Raw genomic sequence first — 24962 nt, forward strand, 5'->3', positions numbered from 1 at the left:
GCCGGATGCCACGTCGGCGATACGTATGCCGTTGACGTTTCTCTGCCGCGGCTCAGTCGATGCGCACGTCGCGGCTGGCCTTTCTGAAACGAACCTCCCATCCCGGCCATGCGGGGAGTTCCCAGCGCTGCGGTGGCTTGCGCCGGGTTCCGCCGGTCTGTTCGGCGGTCACGCGCCGACGCCGGGGCTCGTAGTGCAGGCGCAGCTCCAGGGATGGCAACGACCACTGGCGGGGGAAGCGTGCGTCGAAGCGGTCGCGCTCCCAGTCGGGCACGCCGTCGAAGCGCAGGTCGTCGGCCTCGATCAGCGCCAGGTCATCGCCGTGCTCCACACCCAGGGACTGCAGGCGGTCCAGTAGCCAGGTCTCCGGGTCGCCCGGCTCGGCGGTGGTGTCCAGTTCCACGTGCTGATACAGCCACCAGGCTTCCATGTCATCCCGCAGCCGCTCACCTGCGGGGCGCAGCAGCCTGCCGGCCAGGATGAGGGTGGCCATGGCGCGTCGCGCCGCCTCGCCCTGGGGTTCCACTGCCTGCTCCTGCAGCAGCCGGCCGGCATAGTGCCACTGCTGCTGACAGGTCAGCCGGCCGTGGTCCAGTGACGGCGCCGCGACGGACACCTCGGCAAGCCCGGCCGAGACCAGGGCGGCGAGGGGGACGGGCGCCATGCAGGTGCCCACGGTCAGTGTCTGCCGGGTTCCGCGGCCCGGGACGCTGTGGTCGTCCAGGACCAGTGCCGCCTCGTCCCGTTCGCCGAACAGGCTCCGGCGCCCGGGCTGAAGCTCGCTGCCGCCGTTGCCCATGGCCTCGCGGCGGCGGGGCCGACGGACGAACACCATGTCCGGTGCCCGGGGTAGCGCGTGGGTCAGGGCCTGTTCCATCACGTCGGCGGTCAGCGTCGAAGGTATCGCCGGCAGCCCCAGGTCGTCCCGCAGCTGCGTGGCCAGGGCGCGGGCCTCGCTGCACGCGGCCCCGGCGATGGTTGCCTCGGGCAGATCGACGTCGCGGACGGCTGCCACCAGCAGAGTGGCGTCGCAGCGCCGCCCCAGTGCGCGGGTCAGGCGCTGGCGCTGGTCCGGATCCGGGGGTGGCGAGACCATGCCTCTGCCGCTGGTCAGGGCTGCCGCCAGGTCCACCATGACGCCGCGGGTGTCCGCGTCCGGCATGGACAGGATCAGGGTGGCGAGCTGTGTCTCCACGGGCAGGCTGAATAACTGCTGCCCCAGCGGCGTCGCGGTGCCGTCATCGGCCAGGGCCCCGAGGGCCCGGAGCCTTGATTCCGCCCGTGCCAGAGGGGCCGGCGGCAACGGGTCCGGGAAGTCCAGGCTACATGCCGGTGCGCCCGCGCTGGCGGCTGCCAGCGCCAGATCCGTGAGGTCCTCGCGCTGGGTCTCCGGCGGTGTGACCGCTGCCAGCGGGGCCTGGGCGCCCCAGAGACGGATGCAGCGTCCAGGGGCGGTGCGCCCGGCGCGTCCGCGCCGCTGCTCGGCGTTGGCTTTGGCAACGGGGCCCAGTGTCAGCACCGTGCGGCCGTTGCGTTGCGCCGTGCGCCGTTCCAGGCCGCTGTCCACCACGCCGGTGACGCCGGGTACGGTGAGCGAGGTCTCGGCCACGTTGGTGGCGAGAATCACCCGCGCACCGTTTCCCGGGGCCAGTGCCCGGCGCTGTTCCCGCGCGGAGGCGCCGCCGTGCAGCGGGATCACGTCCGCCGCGAGGCCGTGCAGCGCCCGGGCCGCTGCGTCGATCTCGCGGCGGCCTGGAAGAAAGACGAGGACGTCGCCGTCGTCGTTCGCCAGACAGTCCTCAACCGCCGCGGCGACCCGTTCCGCGAGACGGTCGTCATGGGGCATGGCGCGGGGGTTGTCCGCCCGATGCTCAACGGTGACCGGATGACTGTTTCCGTCCGCCTCCAGGTGAGTCGCTCCGAGCCAGGTGGCGAGCCGCTCGCCTTCAAGCGTGGCCGACGTGACCAGCAGGCGATGTTCACCCCGCGCCTTGAGCAGGGCGAGCAGCAGATCCGTGTCCCATCGGCGCTCATGGAACTCGTCGAGCACGATGGTGGCGAAGCGGCTCAGCCCGTCGCGCATCAGCCAGTTGAGAGCCATGCCCGGCGTGACGAAGACGATGGTGGTGTCGGCGTTGTAGCGTGCGTCGCCGCGCACGGCGTGGCCGACGTACGCCCCTGGCGGTGTCTGCGTATCCTGTGCGACCCGTTCTGCCAGCCCGATGGCGGCGATGCGCCGTGGCTCGACCACCAGCACCGCGCCGCGCACTGCGGCCCACACCGGCAGGCGCGTGGATTTTCCCGTGCCGGTGGCCGCGGTCACCACCACATGCCCCGTGTCCAGGGCCTCGCCGACCGCGGCTCGCAGCGGGTCGATGGGCAGTGTGGCCTGCTCCCGGGTCGCGTCGCTGGGCTGTGTCGTCATGGGTGCCACAGGATACGCCGCAACACAGGAGGGTGCGAGCCGGGGCGGGGAGACGGGTGTTGTTCACCAGCGCCGCTTTCCCCGGGCCGCCATGAAACGGTATAAGGAACGAATGGCAGACGACAGGGAGCGTCGGCAATGGATCGTATTCATGGGAATCGGACGAGGCGGGCGGCAGCAGGGCTGACCGTGGTGCTCATCGGTGGGGCCGTGATCGCGGGCTGCAATCTGGAGTGGTCGGCGGGTACCGCCGGTGACCGCACCGAGATCACGCTGCGCATGCCAGAGGAACCGTCTGTCGACCTGGCCAGCGTCCGGCTCGTGATCGAGTCGGTGACGCTGGACGGTGACCCGGGCGTGCATGAGGTGGAGCTGGATGAGGCGGTGACCGTGGAGCTGGTCAGCGAGCTCGGCGATCCGGCGCCGCCGTCGGCCATTGTGTTCTCCGGCGAGCGGGTGCCGGCGGGAGAGTATGACGCGGTGTCCCTGCGCGTGGATGTGGCCGCAAGCAGCGTGACCACCGCAGGTGGCGCCAGCAGGGGCCTTGAACTGGCGGACAGTGGCGACGCCGTGACCTTCGAGGACGCGTTCACCATCTCCGACAGCAGTAGCGACGACGTGGTGGTGGATGTGGACCTCCCGTCGGCCCTGCGCGGCGACGGTGGCGATTACACGCTGCACGGTGATGGTGTGGTCACCACGGCCTCCCGAAGCGGGCTGGTGCTGTTTGCCGCGTTTCCCTTCTGTACCCCATCGGACGGCCGCGGCGTCTACCTGTATCCCGGGTTCGACGCCGACCCCGTGCCCATGGGCGGTGGCAACGGCCCGCTGTTCAGCCTGCGGGTGGGTGACCTGTCGTCGCTCACCCTTGCCTACATGCCGGCCGGTCGCTATACGGCGGCGTGGACCTGCGCCGCCGATGACGACGACCCGGCGGCGGACGATTCCATCGCCTTCGAGGCCCGGGAGAATCTCGAGGTGGAGCCCGGTGCGTGTACGCTGGTCGAGCCCGATGGTGGTCGGGGCGAGCCCGGCTCCTGCTGACAGGTTTGGCCTTCTCGCGCCCGCCCCGTCATACTCGACTGGTCATTCAAGAAAGGAGCGCCTGCATGCGCAGCATTCTGCATACGCCCGATATTGCCCGGCTGACCCCCGGGGCCTTTCTGCGCGCCATCGTTGCCCGGGTGTGGCCGTTTGCGGCTGTCAGCTTTCTCTTCGCCATTCTCGTGCTGCTGGTGCCGCGGACGTTCGACGGCACCGCCGTGGAGTGGCTGAACACGCTGCGTCCGGTGAACGCACTGCTGCGCGAGCTGGCGGTGGGATCGCTGCTGGTGGTGGGCGGTGTGGTGCTGATTCTGCGCCAGGTGCCGCCGGGCCGGCCGTTGCTGCTGTTCATGGCCACCCTGTCCCAGGCGTTCATCACTTTTTTCTTCTACCTGGCCGCGCTGTTCGTCGGGCTGCTTCTGGGCTGGCCGTTCGCGGTCTGGATCGAGGCGCCCCTGGGCAATATCCAGCCGGCCATCCTGGGGCCCATCTATGGCGTGCTGAGTGTGCTGCTGGTCTACGTGGCGTTTGCGCTGATTCACCGGCTCGGCGCGGGACACTGGCCGGGCGAGGCCAGCGGTGCCCTGTTCGGCAAGGTGGATGATCTCATGCGCCTGGGGCGGCTGCCGGATCTCGCCATCCGCGGCGTCGGTGCCGCCATGCTCATCGTCTTCGTCGTGCTGTTCTGGAGCGGCGTCATCCTCTAGCATTCCGGGTATCCACTGACTTCAACCGAGGCATGCGCCATGGCGACCATTACGCCGCTCATTCTCTCCGGTGGCTCCGGCACGCGGTTGTGGCCCCTGTCGCGTGAGCTCTACCCCAAGCAGCTGCTGCCGCTGGTGTCGCCGCAGGAGACCATGCTTCAGAGCACCGTGAACCGGCTTGCCGGCCTTCCGGATCTGGCGGGCCGCGCGGTGGTGATCTGTAACGAGTCGCACCGTTTTCTGGTCGCCGAGCAACTGCGTGGCACGGCCATGGAACGGGCGGATATCCTGCTGGAGCCCGCCGGGCGCAACACGGCGCCCGCGGTCTGTGCAGGGGCCCTGCACGCCCAGGACACCGATCCGGAGACGCTGTTGCTGGTCATGCCGGCAGATCATGCCATCGCCGATCCCGCCGCCTTCCGCGACGCCGTGCATGCCGGCGCCCAGGCGGCGCGTGACGGTGCGCTGGTCACCTTCGGCATCCGGCCGGCGTACGCCGAGACCGGCTACGGGTATATCCGCGCCGACCTGCAGGGGCAGTCAGGGCAGGGGCCGGTGGCGGTTGCGGAGTTCGTGGAGAAGCCGGACCTCACCACGGCCGAACGCTACGTGCGCTCGGGCGATTACCTCTGGAACAGCGGGCTGTTCCTGTTCCGGGCGGACCGCTTTCTGCAGGAACTGGAGCGTTTCGAGCCGGACATGCTGGCGGCCTGTCGCGAGGCCGTGGCAGGCGCCAGCCAGGACCTGGATTTCGTGCGGCTGGCCCACGACGCGTTCGCCCGCTGCCGCTCGGATTCCATCGACTACGCGGTGATGGAGCGCACCCGGGATGCCATGGTCGTCCCCATGGATCCGGGCTGGAGCGATCTCGGCTCCTGGGCGGCGCTGCAGGCAGCCACCGACGCCGACGGCGACGGCAACGTGACCCAGGGTGACGTCTACGCCCATGACAGCCACAACAGCTACATCCGCTCCGAGCACCGGCTGGTGGCGACGGTGGGGGTGGAGAATGCGGTCATCGTGGAGACGGCCGATGCCGTGCTGGTGGCGGACCGTGACCGTGTTCAGGACGTCAAGGCGATCGTTGACCGGCTGCGTCGGGACGGCCGTGAGGAGCCGCTCAACCACCGGCGCGTGGTGCGGCCCTGGGGATCGTACGAGAGCATCGCCAGCGGTGAGCGGTTTCAGGTGAAGCGGATCATCGTCGCGCCGGGGGCGAGTCTGTCACTGCAGATGCACCATCACCGGGCCGAGCACTGGGTGGTGGTGCGTGGCACGGCGCACATCACCCGCGGCGACGAGTCCTTCATGCTCACCGAGGATCAGTCCACCTACATCCCGCTGGGCGTGACCCACCGGCTGGAGAACCAGGGCAAGATCCCGCTGGAGCTGATCGAGGTGCAGTCCGGCAGCTATCTCGGCGAGGATGACATCGTGCGGCTCACGGATGTCTATGGCCGGGGGTGAAGCCCGGGGCGGGGTGGTGGGCCTGGAGGTGCACCCTACGCGTGACGCCGGATGAACTGACGCCGGGAATCGGGGAGTGGTGCAGGGGATGGAGTAGGGTGGACCTTCAGGTCCACCACCACCCATCCCCCTTACTCCCTTACGCCAGCCGCTTGTACTTGATGCGGTGGGGTGTCATGGCGTCGTCGCCCAGGCGCTTCTTGCGGTCCGCTTCGTAGTCCTGGTAGTTGCCCTCCACGAACGCCACCTGGCTGTCACCTTCGAAGGCGAGGATGTGCGTGCTGATCCGGTCCAGGAACCAGCGGTCGTGGGAGATCACCACGGCGCAGCCGGGGAAGGTCAGCAGCGCTTCCTCCAGCGCGCGGAGGGTTTCCACATCCAGGTCGTTGGTGGGTTCGTCCAGCAACAGCACGTTGCCGCCACTCTGCAGCAGCTTGGCCAGGTGGACGCGGTTGCGCTCACCGCCGGAGAGTTCGCCGATGCGCTTCTGCTGCTCCGTGCCCTTGAAGTTGAACCGCCCCACGTAGGCGCGTGAGTTCACCTCGTAGCTCCCCACCTGGATGATGTCCTGGCCGTTGGAGATCTCCTCCCACACGGTCTTGCTGTCATCCAGGCTGTCCCGGGACTGGTCCACGTAGGCCAGGTCTACGGTATCGCCGATACGGATCTCGCCGGAGTCGGGTTTTTCCTGGCCGTTGATCATGCGGAACAGCGTCGTTTTACCGGCGCCGTTGGGGCCGATGACGCCGACGATGCCGCCCGGGGGCAGGTTGAAGGTCAGGTCCTCGTAGAGCAGCTCGTGTTCGAACGCCTTGCTGACGCCGTCGAACTCGATGACCTTGTCACCCAGGCGTGGCCCCGGCGGAATGTAGAGCTCCTGGGTCTCGTTGCGCTTCTGGAATTCCTTCGACTGCAGCTCGTCGAAGCGCTGCAGACGCGCCTTGTTCTTCGCCTGCCGACCCTTGGGGTTGGTGCGCACCCATTCGAGCTCCGCCTTGACGGCGCGATCATGGGAGGCCTGCTGCTTCTTCTCCTGCTCCAGGCGCTTCTCCTTCTGCTCCAGCCAGGAGGAGTAGTTGCCCTGCCAGGGAATGCCCCGGCCGCGGTCCAGCTCCAGGATCCAGCCGGCGACGTTGTCCAGGAAGTAGCGATCGTGAGTGACCGCCACCACGGTGCCCGGGAACTCGTCCAGGAAACGCTCCAGCCAGGCCACGGATTCGGCGTCCAGGTGGTTGGTGGGCTCGTCCAGCAGCAGCATGTCCGGCGCGGAGAGCAGCAGCCGGCACAGGGCTACGCGGCGGCGTTCACCGCCAGAGATCTTCGTGACATCGGCGTCCCAGGGGGGCAGGCGCAACGCGTCGGCGGCCTGTTCCAGCTGGCGCTCCAGGTCCCACGCGTTGGCGGCGTCGATGCGGTCCTGCAGTTTGCCCTGCTTTTCCATCAGGGCCTCGAAGTCCGCGTCGGGGTCGGCCATCTCGGCGGAGACGGCGTTGAATTCGTCCAGCAGGTTCTTGATCTCGGCGACGCCTTCCTCGACATTGCCGCGTACGTCCTTCGCCGGATCGAGCTGCGGTTCCTGGGGCAGGTAGCCGATGTTGATGCCTGGCTGCGGCCGTGCCTCGCCCTCGAACTCCGTCTCCACGCCCGCCATGATCTTCAGCAGGGTGGACTTGCCCGAGCCGTTCAGGCCGAGCACGCCGATCTTGGCGCCCGGGAAGAACGACAGGGAGATATCCTTGAGGATTTCGCGTTTGGGCGGAACAATCTTGCCCACCCGGTTCATGGTGTAGATGTACTGCGCCATTGGTCAGTTCAACCTGCTGTTCCGGAAAATGATGCAACATTCTACCTGTCGCGCGTGCGCTGGCCAGTCCTTTGGGCTGTGTCCTCCGGCTGATCGGCGGGGGTGGCGTGTTGAAGCTCCGGCACTCCGCCCAACTCTCCTTCTGGCGAAGGAGAGTTTCCGCCCCTACGGCCTGGCCGGCTTACAGCACATCCCTGTGCTGAAAGCCGGTGGCGGCATCCATGCCGCCACCCTCCGGGCCGGGCGGCCTGCGGGTCGGAGCTTCGCGAGTCGCTTCAAAACGCCACCCCCGCCACTCAGCCGGAGAACCCTTTTCACCCTTTGCCGCGGGTGCCGGTCTTGCCCTTGCGGCCGCGTTTTTCCAGGAACTGGATGACGTGGGTGGCAATGTCCTTGCCGGTGGCCCGCTCGATCCCCTCGAGGCCGGGGGAGGAGTTCACCTCCAGCACCACCGGGCCGTGGTTGGAGCGCATGATGTCCACGCCGGCGGTGTTCAGTCCCATGATCTTGGCCGCGCGCACCGCGGTGGAGCGTTCTTCCGGCGTGATGCGGATGGCCCGCACCGAGCCGCCCCGGTGCACGTTGGAGCGGAACTCGCCCTCCTGGGCCTGGCGGATCATGGCGCCCACCACCCGGTCGCCCACCACGAAGCAGCGGATGTCGGCGCCGTTGGCCTCGCGGATGTACTCCTGGGTCATGAAGTACGCCTTCAGGCCGCGGAAGGCATCGATGACGCTCTCGGCGGCCTTGTTGGTCTCGGCGAGCACCACGCCCCGTCCCTGTGTGCCCTCCAGCAGCTTGACCACCAGCGGCGCACCGCCCACCAGGTTGATCAGGTCCTGGTTGTCGTCCGGTGAATAGCCGAAGCCGGTCACCGGCAGGCCGATGCCGCGCCGGGAGAGCAGCTGCAGGGAGCGCAGCTTGTCCCGGGAGCGGCTGATGGCCACGGATTCGTTCAACGGGAACACGCCCATCATCTCGAACTGGCGCACCACCGCCGTGCCGTAGAAGGTGATCGAGGCGCCGATGCGCGGGATGACCGCGTCCGGCATCTCCAGCACCTCGCCCTTGAAGTGGATCTCCGGCTTGTGCGAGCTGATGTTCATGTAGCAGCGCAGCGGGTCGACAACGCGCACGGTGTGCTCGCGCGCTTCCCCGGCTTCGACCAGGCGCCGGGTGGAGTAGAGCTTGCGGTTGCGCGAGAGGATGACGATGTTCATCGAGCGGCGCTACTCCATGGGTCGGTTTGCGGTGTCGCCCCGTCGGGCGCCCCGCAGATGAAAGAGGCGGATGGATTGACAACGATCCGGCGGCGCATCGCCCGCCGGCCAAGCAGCATACGAAACCCCATGCTGTCACGGTTGGTCAAGGTCAGATCGATGGGCCAGGTCTGGCCGGCCAGCATGAGACGGGTGCGGATCACCGGCCGGCGCTCCCGGTGGCCGTTCGAGCTGGTGACCAGGCGCTCCCCGATCAGATTCGCCGTGCACGCGATGGTGGGCTGGCTGCGGCGCTGAAACGGGTGAATCTCGAAGCGCACGCGCGCCTGCCCGTCCTCCGAGAAATGCTCGATGTGGATGGCGTGCAGGGCGGAGCTGAGGGCGCCGGTGTCCACTTTGACCTTGATGGCGGGGATGTGCAGATCCGGCAGGGCGGCCCACTCCCGCCAGCCGGCCATCAGATTGGGGGTCTGTTTGCGCATGCCGCTCCGTCAGATGGCGGTGGATGTGGCACGAGGCCCGGGCTTTCGGCCCTTGTAGAGGATTCACCGGCGCGAGGCAAGCCTCGTGCACAGCGGCCGGTACGACGGGTAGTGGTTGCGATCGGGGGCGATGGACGCGCTGACGGACTGTCCGCGGCCTGGACGGCCGCGGTCAAGCGCCCATGGATGGGTTCACAGCGTGTCCGTCAGCGCGTCCATCGCCCCCGGTCGCAACCAGGTGACGACAGTGGCGTCGTTCGTGACTAACCGCGCGTCCGTGCAGATACAGCCCGAATCCGTTAGACTGATACGCTTCTCCGGAGCAGCATCCGGGCCCCCCGGCCCGCCGCGCTGGCGCGTCAGCGCCGCCGACGGGTCGCGTCATCCGAGTCACAGCGTCCGCGGGTCCGGGCCGCTTTCGGTGGCCGTGATCCACCGGTGCCCAGTACCCGGATCACGTCATTTCTCTTTGACAACATCGAGGGAGCCGCATGTTCAACAGCGACCTGAACATCGCCAGCTTTGATCCCGAGCTCTGGGATTCCATTCAGAAGGAAACGCGTCGGCAGGAAGAGCACATCGAGCTCATTGCCTCCGAGAACTACGCGAGCCCGCTGGTCATGGAAGCCCAGGGCAGTGTTCTCACGAACAAGTACGCCGAAGGCTATCCCGGCAAGCGCTACTACGGCGGCTGCGAATTCGTCGACGAAGCCGAGCGCCTGGCCATCGAGCGCGCCAAGCAGCTGTTCGGCGCCGACTACGCCAACGTCCAGCCGCACAGCGGCTCGCAGGCCAATGCTGCCGTCTACCTGGCGCTGGCCTCGCCCGGCGATACCATTCTCGGCATGAGCCTGGACCACGGCGGCCACCTGACCCACGGCGCCAAGGTCAACTTCTCCGGCAAGGTGTTCAATGCCGTGCAGTACGGGCTGGACCCGGAGACCGGCGAGATCGACTACAAGCAGGTGGACGAGCTCGCCCAGGAGCACAAGCCGAAGATCATCGTGGCCGGCTTCTCCGCGTACTCCCGTGTGGTGGACTGGGCCCGCTTCCGCGAGATCGCGGACAAGGTCGGTGCCTACCTGGTGGTGGACATGGCCCACGTCTCCGGTCTCATTGCCGCCGGCGTCTACCCGAACCCGGTGCCCTACGCCGATGCCTGCACCACCACCACCCACAAGACCCTGCGCGGCCCGCGCGGCGGCCTGATCGTCGCCCGCGACAACCCGGAGATCACCAAGAAGTTCCAGTCCCTGATCTTCCCGGGCACCCAGGGTGGTCCGCTGATGCACGTGATCGCGGCCAAGGCCGTGGCCTTCAAGGAAGCCCTGGGCTCCGACTTCGGCGCCTACCAGCAGCGCGTGGTGGATAACGCCCGCGCCATGGCGAAGACGGTGCAGGAGCGCGGCTACAACGTGGTCTCCGGCGGCACCGACAACCACCTGTTCCTGATCGATCTGGTGGACAAGGGCCTCACCGGCAAGGACGCGGATGCCGCGCTCGGCGAAGCGCACATCACGGTCAACAAGAACACCGTGCCCAATGATCCGCAGTCGCCGTTCGTCACCTCCGGCCTGCGTATCGGTACCCCGGCGATCACCACCCGCGGTTTCGATACCGAGGATGCCAGCCAGCTCGCCCACTGGATCTGCGACGTGCTGGACAACATCTCGGATCAGGGCGTCATCAGCCGTGTCCGGGAGCAGGTGGTCGACATCTGCCGCCGCAAGCCGGTGTACCAGGCCAACCAGGGCTGATCGGCCGCCATGCGCTGCCCGTACTGCCAGGCGCAGGACACCCGGGTCGTCGACTCCCGCCTCGCGCGGGAGGGCGACCAGGTGCGCCGTCGCCGGGAGTGCGGGCAGTGTGGTGAGCGCTTCACCACGTTCGAGTCCGCGGAGCTGTTGATGCCGCGGATGGTGAAGCAGGATGGCACCCGCGAGCCCTTCGACGAGGACAAGCTCCGCACCGGTATGCTCCGGGCGCTGGAGAAGCGGCCCGTGGACACGGACCGCATCGAAGCCGCCGTTCACCGCATTGTTCGGAACATTCGCGCCCAGGGCGAACGGGAGATCCCCACGCAGGATCTCGGCCACTGGGTCATGGAAGAGTTGCGGGAACTCGACAAGGTGGCGTTCGTCCGGTTTGCATCGGTCTACCGCAGCTTCGAGGACGTGAGCGCCTTCCGCGAGGTCATCGAGGGCCTGGAAGAGACGCCCCCGTCCTCTTCAGACTAGCGACACCTGCCGATGACCCCACCGCCGATCGACCACCGTTGTGCCAGTGATCACCGCTGGATGGCGCGCGCCCTGCAGCTGGCCAGGCACGGCCTGTGGACGGCCCGCCCCAATCCGCGGGTGGGCTGCGTGATCGTGCGCGATGGCGAGAACGTGGGAGAGGGCTGGCATGTGCGTGCCGGCGAAGCCCACGCTGAAGTGAACGCCCTGAACGCCGCCGGCGAGGCGGCAGCAGGGGCCACCGCCTACGTGACACTGGAGCCGTGTTCCCATCACGGCCGGACTCCGCCCTGCGTGGACGCCCTGATCGCCGCCGGCGTCAGCCGTGTGGTGGTCGCCGCAGCGGATCCCAACCCGGCCGTGTCCGGGCGTGGTCTTGCTCGCCTGCGCGAGGCGGGCATCCAGGTGACCGAGGGTGTCGCCGAGGGTAACGCCGTGGCGCTGAACGCCGGATTCATGCGGCGCATGACCGACGGCCGTCCCTGGGTGCGGGCCAAGCTGGCCGCGAGCCTGGATGGGCGCACGGCCATGGCGTCGGGTGAGAGCCGCTGGATCACCGGCAGCGCGGCCCGGGCCGATGTGCACCGCTGGCGGGCCCGTTCCTGCGCCGTGGTGACCGGCCGGGGCACGGTGGTGGCCGACGACCCGGCCATGACCGTGCGGGATGTGGCCGACCCCGCGTCCGTGCCGCCGCCCCTGCGCGTGGTGCTCGACAGCGGGCTGCGGATGCCGGCCGATGCGGCCATGCTCCGCCAGCCCGGGCCGGTTCTGATTCTCACGGCGAGCGATGACGCCCGCCGCCGGGCCGCCCTCGAGGCAGCCGGTGCCGAGGTGGAAAAACTGCCTGCCGGCCCCCATGGTCTGGACCTGGAGGCGGCGCTGCTCGCCCTCGGCCGCCGCCAGGTCAATGAAGTCCTGGTGGAGGCCGGGCCGACGCTGGTGGGCGCCTTCGTGGCGGCAGCGCTGGTGGATGAGCTGATTCTTTACCAGGCGCCCCATCTCATGGGGCACGAGGGGCGGGCGTTACTGCATCTCCCCGGGCTGGAGCGCATGGCCCAGCGGTTGCCGTTGCGATTACTGGATGTCCGCCAGCTCGGCGACGACATTCGCATTGTGGCGCGGCCGGATCACGGCCAGGAGGACTGACCATGTTTACCGGTATCATTCAGGCCGTGGGCGAAGTGGCCGCCCTGGAGCGGCGCGGCGACGACGCCCGTCTGCGCATTCGCACCGGTGACCTGCCCCTCGACGATGTGGCCATCGGTGACAGCATTGCCGTGAACGGCGTCTGTCTGACCGCCGTCGAGCTGCCCGGGGACGGTTTCAGTGCCGACGTCTCCGTGGAATCCCTGGACCGGACCAGCCTGGGTGGCCTGGGCGCGGGGAGCCGGGTCAATCTGGAGAAGGCGCTGACGCCGGCCACACCGCTCGGGGGGCACCTGGTCAGCGGTCACGTGGATGGCCTTGGCACCGTCGTGGAGCGCCGGCAGGACGGCCGCTCCTGGCGCTTTACCTTCCGTGCCCCGGACCGGCTGGCGCGCTACATTGCCGAAAAGGGGTCGATCTGTATCGACGGCGTCAGCCTGACCGTGAACGGGGTCGACGGCGCCTGTTTCGATGTCAATATCGTACCGCACACGATGGACGCGACCCGTTTCGGCGGGTATCGTCCCGGCCAGTCCGTCAATCTGGAAGTGGACGTTATTGCCCGTTACCTGGAGCGTCTGATGCTGGGTGACCGTGCCGCCGAACCCGGAAGCGCCGGCATGACCCGCGAGTTTCTTGCCCGGAGCGGCTTTCGCGCCGACTGAACCCCACCGGCGGTGCCGCCAGCAGGGCCCGCAGCCACAGGACAAGCACCATGGCCATGAACAGTATCGAGGAGATCATCGAGGACCTGAGTCAAGGTCGGATGGTCGTCATCATGGACGACGAGGACCGGGAGAACGAAGGCGACCTGGTCATGGCGTCGAGCATGGTCCGCCCGGAGGACATCAACTTCATGGCCCGGTACGGCCGGGGGTTGGTCTGCATGACGCTGACCCGCGATCGCTGTGCCCAGCTGCGCCTGCCGCTCATGGTCGGCGGCACGGACGAGGCGCAGAGCACCAATTTCACCGTCTCGATCGAGGCCAGTACCGGCGTGACCACCGGCATCTCCGCAGCCGACCGCGCCCGTACGGTCCAGGCTGCGGTGGCGCCCCACGCCAAGCCGGAGGACATCACCCAGCCCGGCCACATCTTCCCGCTGATGGCGCAGCCCGGCGGCGTTTTGACCCGGGCCGGGCACACCGAGGCGGGCTGTGACCTGGCACGCATGGCTGGTTTCGAGCCCTCGTCGGTGATCGTGGAGATCCTCAACGAGGACGGCACCATGGCCCGGCGCGATGATCTGATCGCCTTCGCGCGTGAACACGGCCTCAAGATCGGCACCGTCGCCGACCTGATCGCCTACCGCGTGCGCAACGAACGCACCGTGGAGCGGGTTGCCGACTGCGAGCTGCCCACCGAGTTCGGGCCCTTTCACCTCTACGCCTACCAGGACAACGTCGACGATGCGCTGCATTTCGCGCTGGTGAAGGGGCGCCCCGACCCGGATGCGCCGACGCTGGTGCGGGTCCACCTGCAGAATACGCTCTCGGACATGTTCGCCAGCACCGGCCCCCTGTGTGGCTGGCCGCTGCGCGCGGCCCTGCGGCAGGTGGCCGATGCCGGCGAGGGCGTGGTCGTGGTGCTGCGTGGCAACGAGGACGACTCCGCGCTGCTCAAGCGCATGCATGAATACCACCGCCAGGCGGAGCGGCCGGACGACGACCCGGCGGCGCAGTCCAGCGGCGATCTGCGGACCTACGGCAAGGGCGCCCAGATCCTGTCGGACCTGGGCGTGCGGCGCATGCGTGTGCTCAGCGCGCCCAAGCGCATGCATGCGCTATCCGGGTTCGGCATGGAAGTGATTGAATACGTGGACCCGGAGTAAAGCGCGGGCCGACAGCAATCCAGAAACGTGGAAACAGGTGCAATGAAGACAATCGAGGGTGATTTCACGTCCGTTGACGGTCAGTACGCCATTGTCGTGGGCCGGTTCAACGCCTTCGTGGTTGACAGCCTGCTGGGTGGTGCGCTGGACGCACTCAAACGCCACGGCGTCGGCGACGACCACATCACCGTAGTGCGCGCCCCGGGGGCGTGGGAACTGCCGCTGGTGGCCGACCGGGCCGCCGCGTCCGGCAAGTTCGACGCGGTCATCGCCCTGGGCGCCGTGATCCGTGGGGGGACGCCCCACTTTGATTACGTCGCCGGCGAGTGCAGCAAGGGGCTGGGCCAGATCGCCACCAGCCGCGACCTGCCCGTTGCCTTCGGCGTGCTCACCGTCGACTCCATCGAGCAGGCCATCGAGCGGGCCGGCACCAAGGCGGGCAACAAGGGGGGCGAGGCCGCCATGTCCGCCATGGAGATGGTCAGCCTGCTGCGGAGACTCGACAGCTGAACGCCATGGCCAGAACGCGAAGCAGGCAGAATGACAACCGCCAGCGCCGAGCGGCGCGGCAGCGGGCGCTACAGGCGCTGTACCAGTGGCAGCTCACGGGTCAGAGTGCCCGCGATATCGAGGGCCAGTTCCTCCCGGATGACGGCGACCAGCCGCCACCCGAGCGGCCGCCCGCCGTGGAGCCGGACCGGGAGCTGGAAGAAGCGCTGGATATGGCGGACACCGATCTGGAGCTGTTCCGCGAACTGTTGCATGGTGTACTGGACCGCATGGAGGAGTGGGACGCGCAGATTGCGCCCCATCTCGATCGCGCCATGGCCAGCCTCGACCCGGTGGAGCGGCTGGTTCTGCGCATGGGAGCCTACGAGCTGAATGAACGTCTCGACATCCCCTACCGGGTGGTGATCAACGAGGCGGTGGAGCTCGCCAAGTGTTTCGGTGCAGAAGCGAGCCACAAGTACATCAACGGCGTGCTGGACAAGGTCGCCCGCGGCCAGGCCATGCGTGCCGCGGAAATCGAACGCCCGCGCGGCCGGCGCTGACCCCCGCTTCACTGGGGCTCCGGCAAGGGCTGCGGCAGGACGGGAGACGGCATGACGGAATTCGATCTGATCCGCACCTACTTCAGCGACGTCGGGTCCCGGCGGCAGGACGTGGTGCTGGGCGTCGGCGACGACGGTGCCGTGCTCCAGCCGCCGGCCGGCCACTCGCTGGTGATGGCCACCGACTGCCTGGTCAACGGCGTGCACTTCCCCGTGGACGCTCCCGCGGATGCCATCGGCGAGAAGGCCCTTGCGGTCAATCTCAGCGATCTGGCTGCCATGGGCGCCCAGCCTGCCTGGGTGTTGCTTGCTCTGACACTTCCCGATGCCGACGAGCGCTGGCTGCGGCAATTCGCCCGCGGGCTCGGGCGGGCCGCAACCTATCACCAGGTGCGTCTGGTGGGTGGGGACACGGCGCGGGGGCCGCTCAACATCAGCGTTCAGGTCACCGGGTTCGTGCCCACGGGCACGGCACTGCGGCGTCGGGGCGCGCGCCCCGGTGACGCCGTGGTGGTCAGCGGCACGCTGGGTGATGCGGCTCTGGGGCTGTCGCTCTGGCGGGGCAGGGCGGACCGGGATGATCCCGACGTGGCCTACCTGCTGGACCGGCTGCACCGGCCCACCCCCCGGGTCAGCCTGGGCCAGGCCCTGCGCGGGCGCGCCACCGCGGCGGTGGATGTCTCCGACGGTCTCGCTGCGGATCTCGGCCACCTGCTCGCCGCCGATAACCTCGGTGCCACCCTGGACGTGGACCGGTTGCCGCTGTCGGAGCCGGGGTTGCGTTTCGGCGGGCGGGAGCGGCAGTGGCAGGCGGCGCTCACCGGCGGGGACGACTACGAACTGTGCTTCACGGTGCCGCGCTCGCGGTTGCACGAACTCGACGCCATTGCCAGCCGGCTTGGCGTGGCGCTGACCCGCATTGGTCACGTGCAGCCTGAACCGGGGCTGCGACTGATCCGCTCGGACCGGACGCCGGTCTCTCTGGAGACGCCCGGCTACAGCCATTTCCCGGAGGTCCGCTGATGAGTGAGCCCGACGGCGTACCCTCCCTGCACGGGCGTGCCCGCCTGAGCAATCCCGTGCACTTCCTGGCGCTCGGCTTTGGCACCGGGCTGGCGCCGAAAGCGCCGGGGACGGTGGGCACTCTGGCGGGGTTGCCGGTCTATGCGCTGCTGCTACCCCTGCCCCTGTGGGGCTATCTGCTGGCGACCCTGGTCGCGATCGTGGCCGGTATCTGGATCTGTGACCGGGCCGCGAGGGATTTCGGTGTTCACGACCACCCGGCCATCGTCTGGGATGAAGTGGCAGGGTTTCTGGTGACCATGATTCTGGCGCCCGTTGGCCTGGTCTGGGTGGTGCTCGGGTTTCTGCTGTTCCGTGTTTTCGATGTGCTCAAACCATGGCCCATCGGCTGGCTTGACCGCCGGGTCGGGGGTGGCTTCGGCATCATGGTGGACGACATTCTGGCCGGCGTGTATGCGGCGGTCTGCCTGCAGGTGATTGTTCTGGTCACAGGGGCCTGAATGCTGGGACGGGCGGTACGCGCACTGGTGGTTGTCGTCCTGGTCGGGGTGCTGGTCGGTGTCGCGCTGTTCGGCGGGCAGCGGTACCTGGAGAACCGGGTCGCAGCGGCCGTGGACCGGCTGCTCGACGATCTGCCCGCGTACCTGGACGGCAGCTACGAAGCCGTCACCGTCAATCCCTTCGATCGGACCGCCGCCGTCCACGATCTGCGCCTGGAAGGCACCGGGCTTTTCCCCGACGTCCGCATCCGTCGCGCCAGCATCGCGAACTACAGCGGTGGCGGGATCCTGCCCGAGTCCCTGGATCTGCGGCTCTACGATGTTCACTGGGAGCGGGGTGGCTGGCCGGAGACGCTGGCGGCACTGGAGAATGCCCTGAACGGCCCGGTGGTCGGCGATATCTCCCTGTCCATGGCGTTCGAGCCCGACAGCCGCCGCCTGGAGATCGACGACCTCACCGTGGCGCTGCACAGTGGCGACGCCATCGCATTCCGCAGCCGATTTCTGCTGGGGGATCGCGGCATGCTGGATCACCCCTACGACGGGCCGGCGTCCGGGCTGGAGCTGGTGGAATTCGACGGTCGCTGGCGCGATACCGGTCTGTTCCACAGTCTCATCGACCGCCTTGCGCGGGAGCAGGGCATGACCGGCCCGACCCTGGGCGCCAACGTGCTGGGCGAACTCGAGTGGGCCGCGGCGGAGTGGGACGACCCCCGTCTGAATGCCGGCATGGACGCCCTGCGCGCGTTCTTCCGCGAGCCCGGCATGCTGCATCTGCGGATCGCCCCCGACGACCCGGTGAACATGGTGCTGCTGGGCGAGCGCTTCCTGGTGGACCCGCCGGAGGCCCTGCAGCGGCTCGGCCCCGAGCTGCGCTACACGGCGGTGTCGCCGGATGCAGAGGGGACGCTCACCGCCATCGACTGAGCCACGGCGTAGGTGACGCGGGTCACGCGGATTCCGTAGACTGCGGACATGTTCATCCAAGCCATGCCATTCGTCCCCGGGGTCGCCGAGGGACTCCTCAGCACCGACATCCATGCCGCCGATGCCCGCCATGTGCTGCTGATCGACTACGCTGATCTGGAGACTTTCCAGGCCCGGCCTGCCGGTTTGATCGTCATGGGTGGCGCGCCCCTGTCACACCCCATGACCCAGCTCCAGAGCTACGGTATCCCCACGGTGGTGCTCGGCCGGCGGCAGGCGGCCGAGCTCAACCCGGGGGAGGCCATCCATGTGGATGGTGGCAGCGGGCAGCTCCGCAGTGCCGCCGCGGGGCGCGTGGATGGTGGTGGCCGGGTGCCGGGGCTGCAGGCGGGTGCGCCGGTGTACACGGCTGACGGGGTGCCTGTCGAGCTGCGCGGCAGCATCACCGGCGCCGAAGGCGCACGGGAGGCCGTTACCGTCGGTGCAGCGGGGATCGGCATGGTGCGTACCGAGTACCTCACCCCGCCCCACGGGCGCCCGCCGGATGTTGCCTTCTACCGGGAGGCGCTGGGTGAGATCTGTGCCGCCGCCGGCAACCTGCCGGTCACGTTCCGCTTGCTGGATATCTCCGTGGACAAGCGCCCGCCCTGGCTCGGGGAGATGGCCGGCATGGCCGGGCTGCTGGGCATGCAGGGCTCGCGGCTGTTCGCGGTGGAGCCCGTGCGCAGTGTCGTGCGCGCTCAGGTGGCCGCCATCGCGGAGCTGGCGGACCGGTATGATCTGCGCGTGCTGATTCCCTACGTGGCGAGCCCCGAGGAGTTCCGCCACTGGCGTCAGGAACTGGGTGCCTGGTTACCCGAGACCGTGCCCGTGGGGATCATGGCGGAGACGCCGGCGGCGGCGCTGGCGATGCCCGAGTGGCGCGAGCGGGCGGACATGGTGTCCATCGGCTGCAATGACCTCATGCAGTGCCTGTTCGGGGCGGATCGGGACATTCCCGAGGTCGCCGGCTACCTGGATCCGTATTCGCCGCCCCTGCTGCGGTTTCTTCGCATCGTTGCCGGGCAGGCGGGCAACGATTGCGAGCGCGTTCAGCTCTGCGGCCTTCTGCAGCAGCTCCCCGGTGTGCTGCCGCTGCTGGTCGGGCTGGGGTTCCGGCGGTTTTCCATGGCGCCGCGGCTGATTCCCACCCTGGCTCGGGTCGTCCAGGAGACGGATACCGGCGAGGCCCGGCGTCGGGCAGCCTCGGTATGCGAGGCATCGGATTCCGATGCGGTCCACGCCCTGCTTGGTCTGGATCCGGATGCACGGCCCGAGATGCCCTGGAGCCGGATCTGATGCGGGACGTGAGCGTCTGATGACCCGGCCGGAGACACCGCCACTGGCCGCCGACTGCATCATCCGGCTGGACGGCGATCCGCACCGTATCGTGCTCATCGAGCGGGCCAATCCGCCACTGGGCCGCGCGTTGCCCGGCGGGTTCGTCGACCCGGGCGAGGCGGTGGAATCGGCTGCATGCCGCGAAGCCAGGGAAGAAACGGGCCTGGCTGTGCGGCTGGTGTGCCTGCTCGGCGTCTATTCCCGCCCGGACCGGGATCCGCGCGGCCATACGGTGAGCTGTGTGTACGTGGCCGATGCGCGCGGGCAGCCGGTTGCGGACGACGACGCCGCAGCGGTGCTGGTTGCCGAGGTGGACCACCCCGGTCCGCTGGTGTTCGACCACGCCTTGATCCTGGAGGACTACCGCCACTGGCTGCGCTCCGGCCAGGTGGCGCCCCTGCGCGGGGGCGTGGACTAAGTCGTCGTGATTGGCGCCGCCTCAGGCGCGGTATCCGCAGAACGCGCCCAGGCGGCCGTCCAGTTCCGTTTCCTCGCCCGAGGACAGCGGGCCCTCCGGGTCCAGCGCCCAGTCGCCGATATCCGCACGCACCACCTCACCCTGGAGATCGCGGGTCAGCATGTGATAGCCCTCCTGGTAGAGCGCGGCGCGCCACAGATCCGGGTTGGGCAGGCGGCGGAACATGTCGCAGGTGGGCCGGCGGGGAATGATCTGGTCCTTCTCGCCGTAGAGAATCAGTGTACGGCCCCGGTACGCCGGGATGGCCGCCTGGGCCTGGTCCATGAGATCGGCGAGCCCGCTCAGGGCGTCGACGCGTGCACCGCGCTGGATCAACGGATCGCGGCCGAGGGCGCGCAGCATCTCGCGGTTGTCCGAGGGGCGGACCTCGAGCCCGCTGCCGCGAAGCGTGCTCTGGGGGGCAACCCAGGACGCCATCCACAGGCCGAAACGCTGGTACCAGGGCATGTTGCCGCGGTTCCACACGGCGGGGGCCAGCAGAATCGTGCCGTCGATATCCAGGTCCGGGTGTCGGGCGTGAGTCACCAGCGTGACGGCGCCACCCATGCTCTCGCCGGCGATATACAGCGGCGTGTCCGGATACTGCTCCCGCAGCAGCGCGGCCAGCACTGCCAGGTCCGAGGTCATGATGTCGGTGCCTGCCCACACCCCGCGCTGCTCCGTGGCGCCGAACCCGCGCTGGTCGTAGGCGTACACGGAGATGCCCCGCTCGCGGAGGTCCTGCCCCAGCACGGCCCAGCCACGGCGGTAATCGTTGAAGCCGTGCACGCCGAGGATCACCGCGTCGGGGTCACCACCGTGGGCACTCCAGCGGCTCATGGGTAGCCGCTGCCCGTCCGGCATGGTGGCCACGCCGGGGTCCAGCCGGGGCGGATTGGAGGGCGGTTCGGCATCCTGCGCGCGCGGGCCGCAGCCCGTCAGTGCCACGACCACAACGGCCAGCAGCAGCCAGTTGAGCCAGGCCTGGCAGGGCAACAGCGAGGGTGGAGCGGGGATCGTGAATGCCATGGTCTTGTTGATACCCGAGATGCGGGCGTTTTTCCAGTCCGGCGATGTGGAGGCCCGCGCCCCCGTGTGTTGGCGTTGCCATTCCGGGTATCCTGTCCGGACCGTGCGGAATGGGAGAGTAATGGTGTTCGGCAAACATGAAGGCGGCCCCCGGCAGCGTGCTGTCGCCGGTGTCGGTGTGGCGCTGGGTGTGCTGGCGGGGTTGGTAGTGCTGTTGGCGGGCCCCTGGTATCAACTCGGCTGGGTGGATGTGGGCACGGCCTTCACCATGATCGAGTACGGGGCCTGGATCGGTCTGGCCGCCGCGGTGTGCGGGTTTGCCGTGATTCTTGCTGCCCTGGTGGCGCGTAACCGGGCGCGTGCGCTGGTGGGGCTCGTGGCACTGGTGTTCGGGCTTGGTGCCGCGTCGGGTCATCTGACCATTCAGCACCGTGCCGATAGCGCGCCGCCCATTCACGACATCACCACCGATACCGACGACGTGCCGGCCTTTGTTGCCCTGGTGGACGCCCGGGAAGCCGCGCCCAACGCGGTCGACCATCCGGGCGAAGACGTCATCGCGCAGCAGCAGGAGGCGTATCCCGATCTGGAGTCGCGCCGCTACGGCGCCTCCATGGACGCGGTGTTCGATGCCGCCGAAGAGGCCGCCCGGGTCATGCAGTGGCGCATCGAGGAAGCCGACCGGGACGACGGCCGCATCGAGGCGGTGGCCACCACCATGTGGTTCGGCTTCCAGGACGACGTGGTGGTCCGGCTGCGGGAAGAGGATGACGGGGTTGTCGTGGACGTCCGGTCCGCGTCGCGCCTCGGTCGCAGCGATCTCGGCGCCAATGCCGAGCGCATTCGTGAGTATCTGGCGGCGCTGGATGCCCGCTTTGCCGGGGAGGACTGATGCGGATCCAGGTCGTCAGCGATCTCCATAACGAAGTGGTGCGCCACTACTCCGGTGACGAGCCGCCGCGGCTGCCGGATGCCGGAGCGGATGTGCTGGTGCTTGCCGGTGATATCGACAACGGCGTGGAGGGCGTGCGCTGGGCCGCCGAGCAGTCGCGGGCTCTGGATATCCCGTGCATCTACGTGGCCGGCAATCACGAGTTCTACGGCAACCAGTACCCGGGCCTGGTGGATGCCCTGCGCGACGAGGCGCACGGCACCGGTGTGCGGGTGCTTGAACAGGATGCCGTCACCCTCGGAGGCGTGCGCTTTCTGGGGGCGACGCTGTGGACGGACTTTGCCGGTGACGGCCGTTTTCCACCCTCGCGCGTCATGCCGACGGTGGGCCAGCACATGCCGGACTACCGCTGCATCCAGATCAATGGCGACGACGAGCCGTTGACCCCGGAGATGACCCGCTCCTGCCATCGGCAGACCCGCGCCTGGCTGTACGAGGAGCTCACCTCGGAGCATGAGCAGCCGACCGTGGTGGTGACCCACGCCGCGCCGCTGCTGGACTGCGCACACCCGGACTACGGTCTGAACGAGGTCTCCACCGCCTTTGTCAGCGATCTGCACCCGTTGCTGGCCGAGGGGGCGCCATCCGCGTGGATCTACGGCCACACCCACGCCAATGTGGACCTCTACCACTGCGGGGTGCACGTGTTGAGCAACCAGCGCGGCTACCCGGACGAAACCGTGCCGGGCGCGCCGTTCGACCCGGCCCGGGTCATCGAGATCAACGGCGCGTGACCGCCGGGACGGTCGCGCGCGTTACGGAGGGTTCCGTCATGCACGTCCACGTCGAACTGTGTGTCATCCCGATCGGCACCGATCCGTCGCTCGGGGCCTACATCGCCGCCTGCCAGGACGAGCTGGAGGCGGCCGGGCTGACCGTTGAGCTGCACGCCTTCGGTACCAACGTCGAAGGTGAGTGGGATGCCGTGTTCGCGGCGATCAGACGTTGCCATGAACGGCTTCATGCCATGGGCGCGCCGCGGCTGTTCACCAACCTCAAGATCGGAACGCGCACGGACCGGGCGCAGAGCCTGGACGACAAGGTGGCCAGCGTGCAGAGGCACCGGGCCGGCGAATGACCGCCGCCGAAGACGACACGCTGCAGCGGGATGTGCTGCGCAGGCATCGCCGCGTGGCGACGGCGTCCCTGGTCGGGGCGGCCGGCGTCTATTTCGGTACCCAGTTCGTGGAGCAGCCGGACCAGTGGGTGCTGCTGGTGCGGGCGGGGGCGGAAGCGGGCCTGATCGGCGGCATCGCCGACTGGTTCGCGGTCACTGCGCTGTTCCGCCGGCCCCTGGGGCTGCCCATTCCCCACACCGCCATTCTGCCGCGTAACAAGGAGCGGCTGGGGCGCGGGCTGGGCCATTTCGTGTCGCGGAACTTCCTGGATCAGGACGTGGTGATCTCGCGGCTGCACGCGGCCGATCCGTCCCTGCACCTGGGGCGCTGGCTGGCTCGGCCGGAGAACGCCGACCTGGTGGCCGACCGCTTGCTGGTGCTGGCGCCGGACGTCATCAACGCCTTCGAGGATCAGGAAGTCCGCGGTTTCTATCGCGACGCCCTGGCCCAGCACGTCCGCCAGCTGGACCTGGTGCCGGTGATCGCGCGGCTGCTGGAGCTGTTCCTGGAAAGCCGGGACCACCAGCGGCTGTTCGACCGCTCCCTGCACCTGGCCCGGGATCTGCTCAGCCGCAATCGCGACACCATCCGCGCGCAGGTCAGCGCGCGCAGCCATTGGTGGGTGCCCCGTCGATTCGACCGGCGCCTCGCCGACGCCATCATGGAAGGGGTCGAGGAGTGGTTGGGCGAGCTGGCCCAGCACGACCACCCGGTGCGGCAGGATTTCGACCGGACCGTCCACGAACTGATCGGTCAGATGCGCACGTCCGGTGCCGTGCGTGACCGACTGGACGGCATTCGCGACAGCATTCTCGCCAGCGAGGAACTGCAGGGGCTGCTGGAGCAGCTCTGGGGTGATCTGCGCCAGGCGCTGGTGGACGGCGTCTCCGACGGTGACAGCGGTTTCCGGCAATCCCTGGTGGGCAGTCTGCAGCGGTTTGGTGATACCCTGCAGGCCGACCCGGAAGCCCGTGCCCGCCTGGACGAACGGCTGGAGGCGCTGCTGCGGGAGCTGGTGCTGCCGTTCCGGGACAGTATCGGCACCTTCATCGCGGACGTGGTCCGCGACTGGCCCACGGACAGCCTGGTGGACCGGCTGGAGCTGGCAGTGGGGCGTGATCTGCAGTTCATCCGGATCAACGGCACACTGGTTGGTGCACTGGTGGGCATGGCGTTGTTTCTGGTCACCGGGGCCCTGTTCGGTTTCTGAGCAGCGCCGATATAATGCATCGCCTCGGTGCCGCGGTGCCACGAGACCCATGAGCCCCGGCTCGCTCGTACCCCGCCTGCGGCAGACCGTTTTCGAGCGAGAGGTTGGCAATGGAATACACATCGTCGCCGGGGCTGCGCCAGCGCGTCGGGCAGTGGGTGGAAAGCCGCCCCGTGCAGAACTTCATCATCGTTCTGATCTGCTTCAACGCCATCACGCTGGGGCTGGAGACGTTCGATATCGTGCAGCACTACGCGGGCGGCCCGCTGCTCATCATCGAGCGGGCGGTGCTGACCGTGTTCGTCATCGAGATCGCGCTGAAGCTGTTCGCCTTCGACTACCGGTTCTTCCGGGAAGGCTGGAACGTCTTCGACTTCGTCATCGTCGCCATCTCGTTGTTGCCCGACTCCGGGCCGTTCTCGGTGCTGCGCGCCCTGCGTATCCTTCGCGTGCTGCGCCTGGTGGCCAAGGTAGGGCGGCTGCGCATGATCGTGGAGTCGCTGCTGAAGGCGATTCCGAGCATCGGCTGGATCGCCTTTCTGCTGGGGCTGGTGTTCTACATCTTCGGGGTCATGGGCACGAAGCTCTTCGGCGAGAGCTTCCCCGAGGACTTCGGTCACCTGGGTCTGACGCTGTTCTCCCTGTTCCAGGTGATGACCCTGGAGAGCTGGTCCGAGGAGATCGCGCGGCCGGTGATGCAGGTCTACCCGCTGGCCTGGCTCTACTTCGTGGTCTTCATCCTGCTGTCCGCGTTCACGGTGCTCAACCTCTTCATCGGTATCATCGTCAACACCATGCAGGAGCGGCACATGGAAGAGGCCGATGCCAAGCATCAGCAGACCGAGGCCAAGGCGCACGAGGAGCGCGAGCGGATGCTGCGGCTGATCGAGGAGCTGCACGAGAAGGTGGAGCGGCTGGAGAACCGGCTCGGCAAGCGCTGATCGCGGCGGG

25 protein-coding genes are annotated in these 24962 nt (G+C 68.4%); 20 read left to right on the forward strand and 5 right to left on the reverse strand.

Features of this window, described 5'->3' with window-relative positions:
* Positions 1-52: 52 nt before the first annotated feature.
* The gene (locus BMZ02_RS15480; protein ID WP_091645514.1) at positions 53-2425 is read right to left on the reverse strand and encodes a helicase-related protein; all 2373 of its coding nucleotides are present in this window, start codon (positions 2423-2425) and stop codon (positions 53-55) included.
* Between the two features lie 138 nt (positions 2426-2563).
* Here BMZ02_RS15480 and BMZ02_RS15485 point away from each other — a divergent pair, with 138 nt between their 5' ends.
* The 3 genes from BMZ02_RS15485 to BMZ02_RS15495 all read left to right on the forward strand — a co-directional run bounded on the left by BMZ02_RS15485 (position 2564) and on the right by BMZ02_RS15495 (position 5643).
* Complete coding sequence (locus BMZ02_RS15485) at positions 2564-3469, forward strand: DUF4382 domain-containing protein (protein WP_091645516.1); 906 nt, start codon at positions 2564-2566, stop codon at positions 3467-3469.
* Positions 3470-3534: 65 nt separating this feature from the next.
* Positions 3535-4176: a hypothetical protein gene (locus BMZ02_RS15490; RefSeq protein ID WP_091645517.1), complete on the forward strand. Its 642-nt coding sequence runs from the start codon at positions 3535-3537 to the stop codon at positions 4174-4176.
* Between the two features lie 39 nt (positions 4177-4215).
* Positions 4216-5643: a mannose-1-phosphate guanylyltransferase/mannose-6-phosphate isomerase gene (locus tag BMZ02_RS15495; RefSeq protein WP_091645519.1), complete on the forward strand. Its 1428-nt coding sequence runs from the start codon at positions 4216-4218 to the stop codon at positions 5641-5643.
* A gap of 139 nt (positions 5644-5782) precedes the next feature.
* Here BMZ02_RS15495 and ettA read toward each other — a convergent pair whose 3' ends face one another.
* From ettA to BMZ02_RS15510, 3 genes are all read right to left on the reverse strand, one after another.
* On the reverse strand, positions 5783-7447 hold the full coding sequence (gene ettA / locus BMZ02_RS15500; RefSeq protein WP_091645521.1) for an energy-dependent translational throttle protein EttA: 1665 nt from the start codon (positions 7445-7447) through the stop codon (positions 5783-5785).
* Between the two features lie 314 nt (positions 7448-7761).
* Positions 7762-8667, reverse strand: coding sequence for a 30S ribosomal protein S6--L-glutamate ligase (gene rimK, locus BMZ02_RS15505; protein WP_091645523.1), 906 nt, complete (start codon positions 8665-8667; stop codon positions 7762-7764).
* Complete coding sequence (locus BMZ02_RS15510; protein ID WP_091645525.1) at positions 8664-9149, reverse strand: ATP-dependent zinc protease family protein; 486 nt, start codon at positions 9147-9149, stop codon at positions 8664-8666. The genes rimK and BMZ02_RS15510 overlap by 4 nt, the downstream gene beginning before the upstream one ends.
* 491 nt (positions 9150-9640) lie before the next feature.
* On the opposite strand from BMZ02_RS15510, the gene glyA reads away from it, so the two are divergent.
* From glyA to BMZ02_RS15570, 12 genes are read left to right on the forward strand one after another with little or no spacing between them, the layout of a single operon-like run.
* The gene (glyA, locus tag BMZ02_RS15515) at positions 9641-10906 is read left to right on the forward strand and encodes a serine hydroxymethyltransferase (RefSeq protein WP_091645527.1); all 1266 of its coding nucleotides are present in this window, start codon (positions 9641-9643) and stop codon (positions 10904-10906) included.
* Between the two features lie 9 nt (positions 10907-10915).
* Positions 10916-11386, forward strand: a complete 471-nt coding sequence (gene nrdR, locus BMZ02_RS15520; protein ID WP_091645529.1) for a transcriptional regulator NrdR — start codon at positions 10916-10918, stop codon at positions 11384-11386.
* A 12-nt stretch (positions 11387-11398) separates the two neighbouring features.
* Positions 11399-12532 carry a bifunctional diaminohydroxyphosphoribosylaminopyrimidine deaminase/5-amino-6-(5-phosphoribosylamino)uracil reductase RibD gene (ribD, locus tag BMZ02_RS15525; RefSeq protein ID WP_245754049.1) on the forward strand — a complete coding sequence of 378 codons (1134 nt, stop codon included), beginning with the start codon at positions 11399-11401 and terminating at the stop codon, positions 12530-12532.
* Between the two features lie 2 nt (positions 12533-12534).
* On the forward strand, positions 12535-13197 hold the full coding sequence (locus tag BMZ02_RS15530; protein WP_091645533.1) for a riboflavin synthase: 663 nt from the start codon (positions 12535-12537) through the stop codon (positions 13195-13197).
* A 50-nt stretch (positions 13198-13247) separates the two neighbouring features.
* Positions 13248-14363, forward strand: coding sequence for a bifunctional 3,4-dihydroxy-2-butanone-4-phosphate synthase/GTP cyclohydrolase II (gene ribBA, locus BMZ02_RS15535; protein ID WP_091645535.1), 1116 nt, complete (start codon positions 13248-13250; stop codon positions 14361-14363).
* A gap of 42 nt (positions 14364-14405) precedes the next feature.
* Positions 14406-14873: a 6,7-dimethyl-8-ribityllumazine synthase gene (gene ribH, locus BMZ02_RS15540; protein WP_091645536.1), complete on the forward strand. Its 468-nt coding sequence runs from the start codon at positions 14406-14408 to the stop codon at positions 14871-14873.
* Positions 14874-14878: 5 nt separating this feature from the next.
* Positions 14879-15415: a transcription antitermination factor NusB gene (nusB, locus tag BMZ02_RS15545; RefSeq protein ID WP_091645538.1), complete on the forward strand. Its 537-nt coding sequence runs from the start codon at positions 14879-14881 to the stop codon at positions 15413-15415.
* A gap of 51 nt (positions 15416-15466) precedes the next feature.
* On the forward strand, positions 15467-16438 hold the full coding sequence (gene thiL, locus BMZ02_RS15550) for a thiamine-phosphate kinase (RefSeq protein WP_091645540.1): 972 nt from the start codon (positions 15467-15469) through the stop codon (positions 16436-16438).
* The gene (locus BMZ02_RS15555; protein ID WP_091645542.1) at positions 16438-16938 is read left to right on the forward strand and encodes a phosphatidylglycerophosphatase A family protein; all 501 of its coding nucleotides are present in this window, start codon (positions 16438-16440) and stop codon (positions 16936-16938) included. Before thiL ends, BMZ02_RS15555 begins: the two co-directional genes overlap by 1 nt.
* On the forward strand, positions 16939-17865 hold the full coding sequence (locus tag BMZ02_RS15560) for a hypothetical protein (protein WP_091645543.1): 927 nt from the start codon (positions 16939-16941) through the stop codon (positions 17863-17865). It abuts the gene before it with no gap.
* A 48-nt stretch (positions 17866-17913) separates the two neighbouring features.
* The gene (locus BMZ02_RS15565) at positions 17914-19203 is read left to right on the forward strand and encodes a putative PEP-binding protein (protein WP_091645545.1); all 1290 of its coding nucleotides are present in this window, start codon (positions 17914-17916) and stop codon (positions 19201-19203) included.
* Between the two features lie 19 nt (positions 19204-19222).
* Positions 19223-19663: an NUDIX domain-containing protein gene (locus BMZ02_RS15570; RefSeq protein ID WP_091645547.1), complete on the forward strand. Its 441-nt coding sequence runs from the start codon at positions 19223-19225 to the stop codon at positions 19661-19663.
* A gap of 21 nt (positions 19664-19684) precedes the next feature.
* Here the strand turns inward: BMZ02_RS15570 and BMZ02_RS15575 are convergent, their stop codons facing one another.
* The gene (locus tag BMZ02_RS15575) at positions 19685-20731 is read right to left on the reverse strand and encodes an alpha/beta hydrolase (RefSeq protein WP_245754050.1); all 1047 of its coding nucleotides are present in this window, start codon (positions 20729-20731) and stop codon (positions 19685-19687) included.
* 121 nt (positions 20732-20852) lie between these two features.
* Between BMZ02_RS15575 and BMZ02_RS15580 the strand changes: the two genes are divergently transcribed.
* From BMZ02_RS15580 to BMZ02_RS15600, 5 genes are all read left to right on the forward strand, one after another.
* Positions 20853-21623 carry a DUF1499 domain-containing protein gene (locus tag BMZ02_RS15580; RefSeq protein WP_171909954.1) on the forward strand — a complete coding sequence of 257 codons (771 nt, stop codon included), beginning with the start codon at positions 20853-20855 and terminating at the stop codon, positions 21621-21623.
* Entirely contained in the window at positions 21623-22417 is a 795-nt protein-coding gene (locus BMZ02_RS15585; protein ID WP_091645549.1) for a metallophosphoesterase, read from the forward strand. The genes BMZ02_RS15580 and BMZ02_RS15585 overlap by 1 nt, the downstream gene beginning before the upstream one ends.
* Positions 22418-22455: 38 nt before the next feature.
* Complete coding sequence (locus BMZ02_RS15590; protein WP_091645551.1) at positions 22456-22761, forward strand: MTH1187 family thiamine-binding protein; 306 nt, start codon at positions 22456-22458, stop codon at positions 22759-22761.
* Positions 22758-24011: a DUF445 domain-containing protein gene (locus tag BMZ02_RS15595; protein ID WP_091645552.1), complete on the forward strand. Its 1254-nt coding sequence runs from the start codon at positions 22758-22760 to the stop codon at positions 24009-24011. Before BMZ02_RS15590 ends, BMZ02_RS15595 begins: the two co-directional genes overlap by 4 nt.
* Before the next feature lie 110 nt (positions 24012-24121).
* Entirely contained in the window at positions 24122-24952 is an 831-nt protein-coding gene (locus BMZ02_RS15600; protein WP_091645554.1) for an ion transporter, read from the forward strand.
* Positions 24953-24962 lie beyond the last annotated feature (10 nt).

Origin of the sequence: Aquisalimonas asiatica (assembly GCF_900110585.1) — a bacterium.
Taxonomy (GTDB): Bacteria; Pseudomonadota; Gammaproteobacteria; order Nitrococcales; family Aquisalimonadaceae; genus Aquisalimonas; species Aquisalimonas asiatica.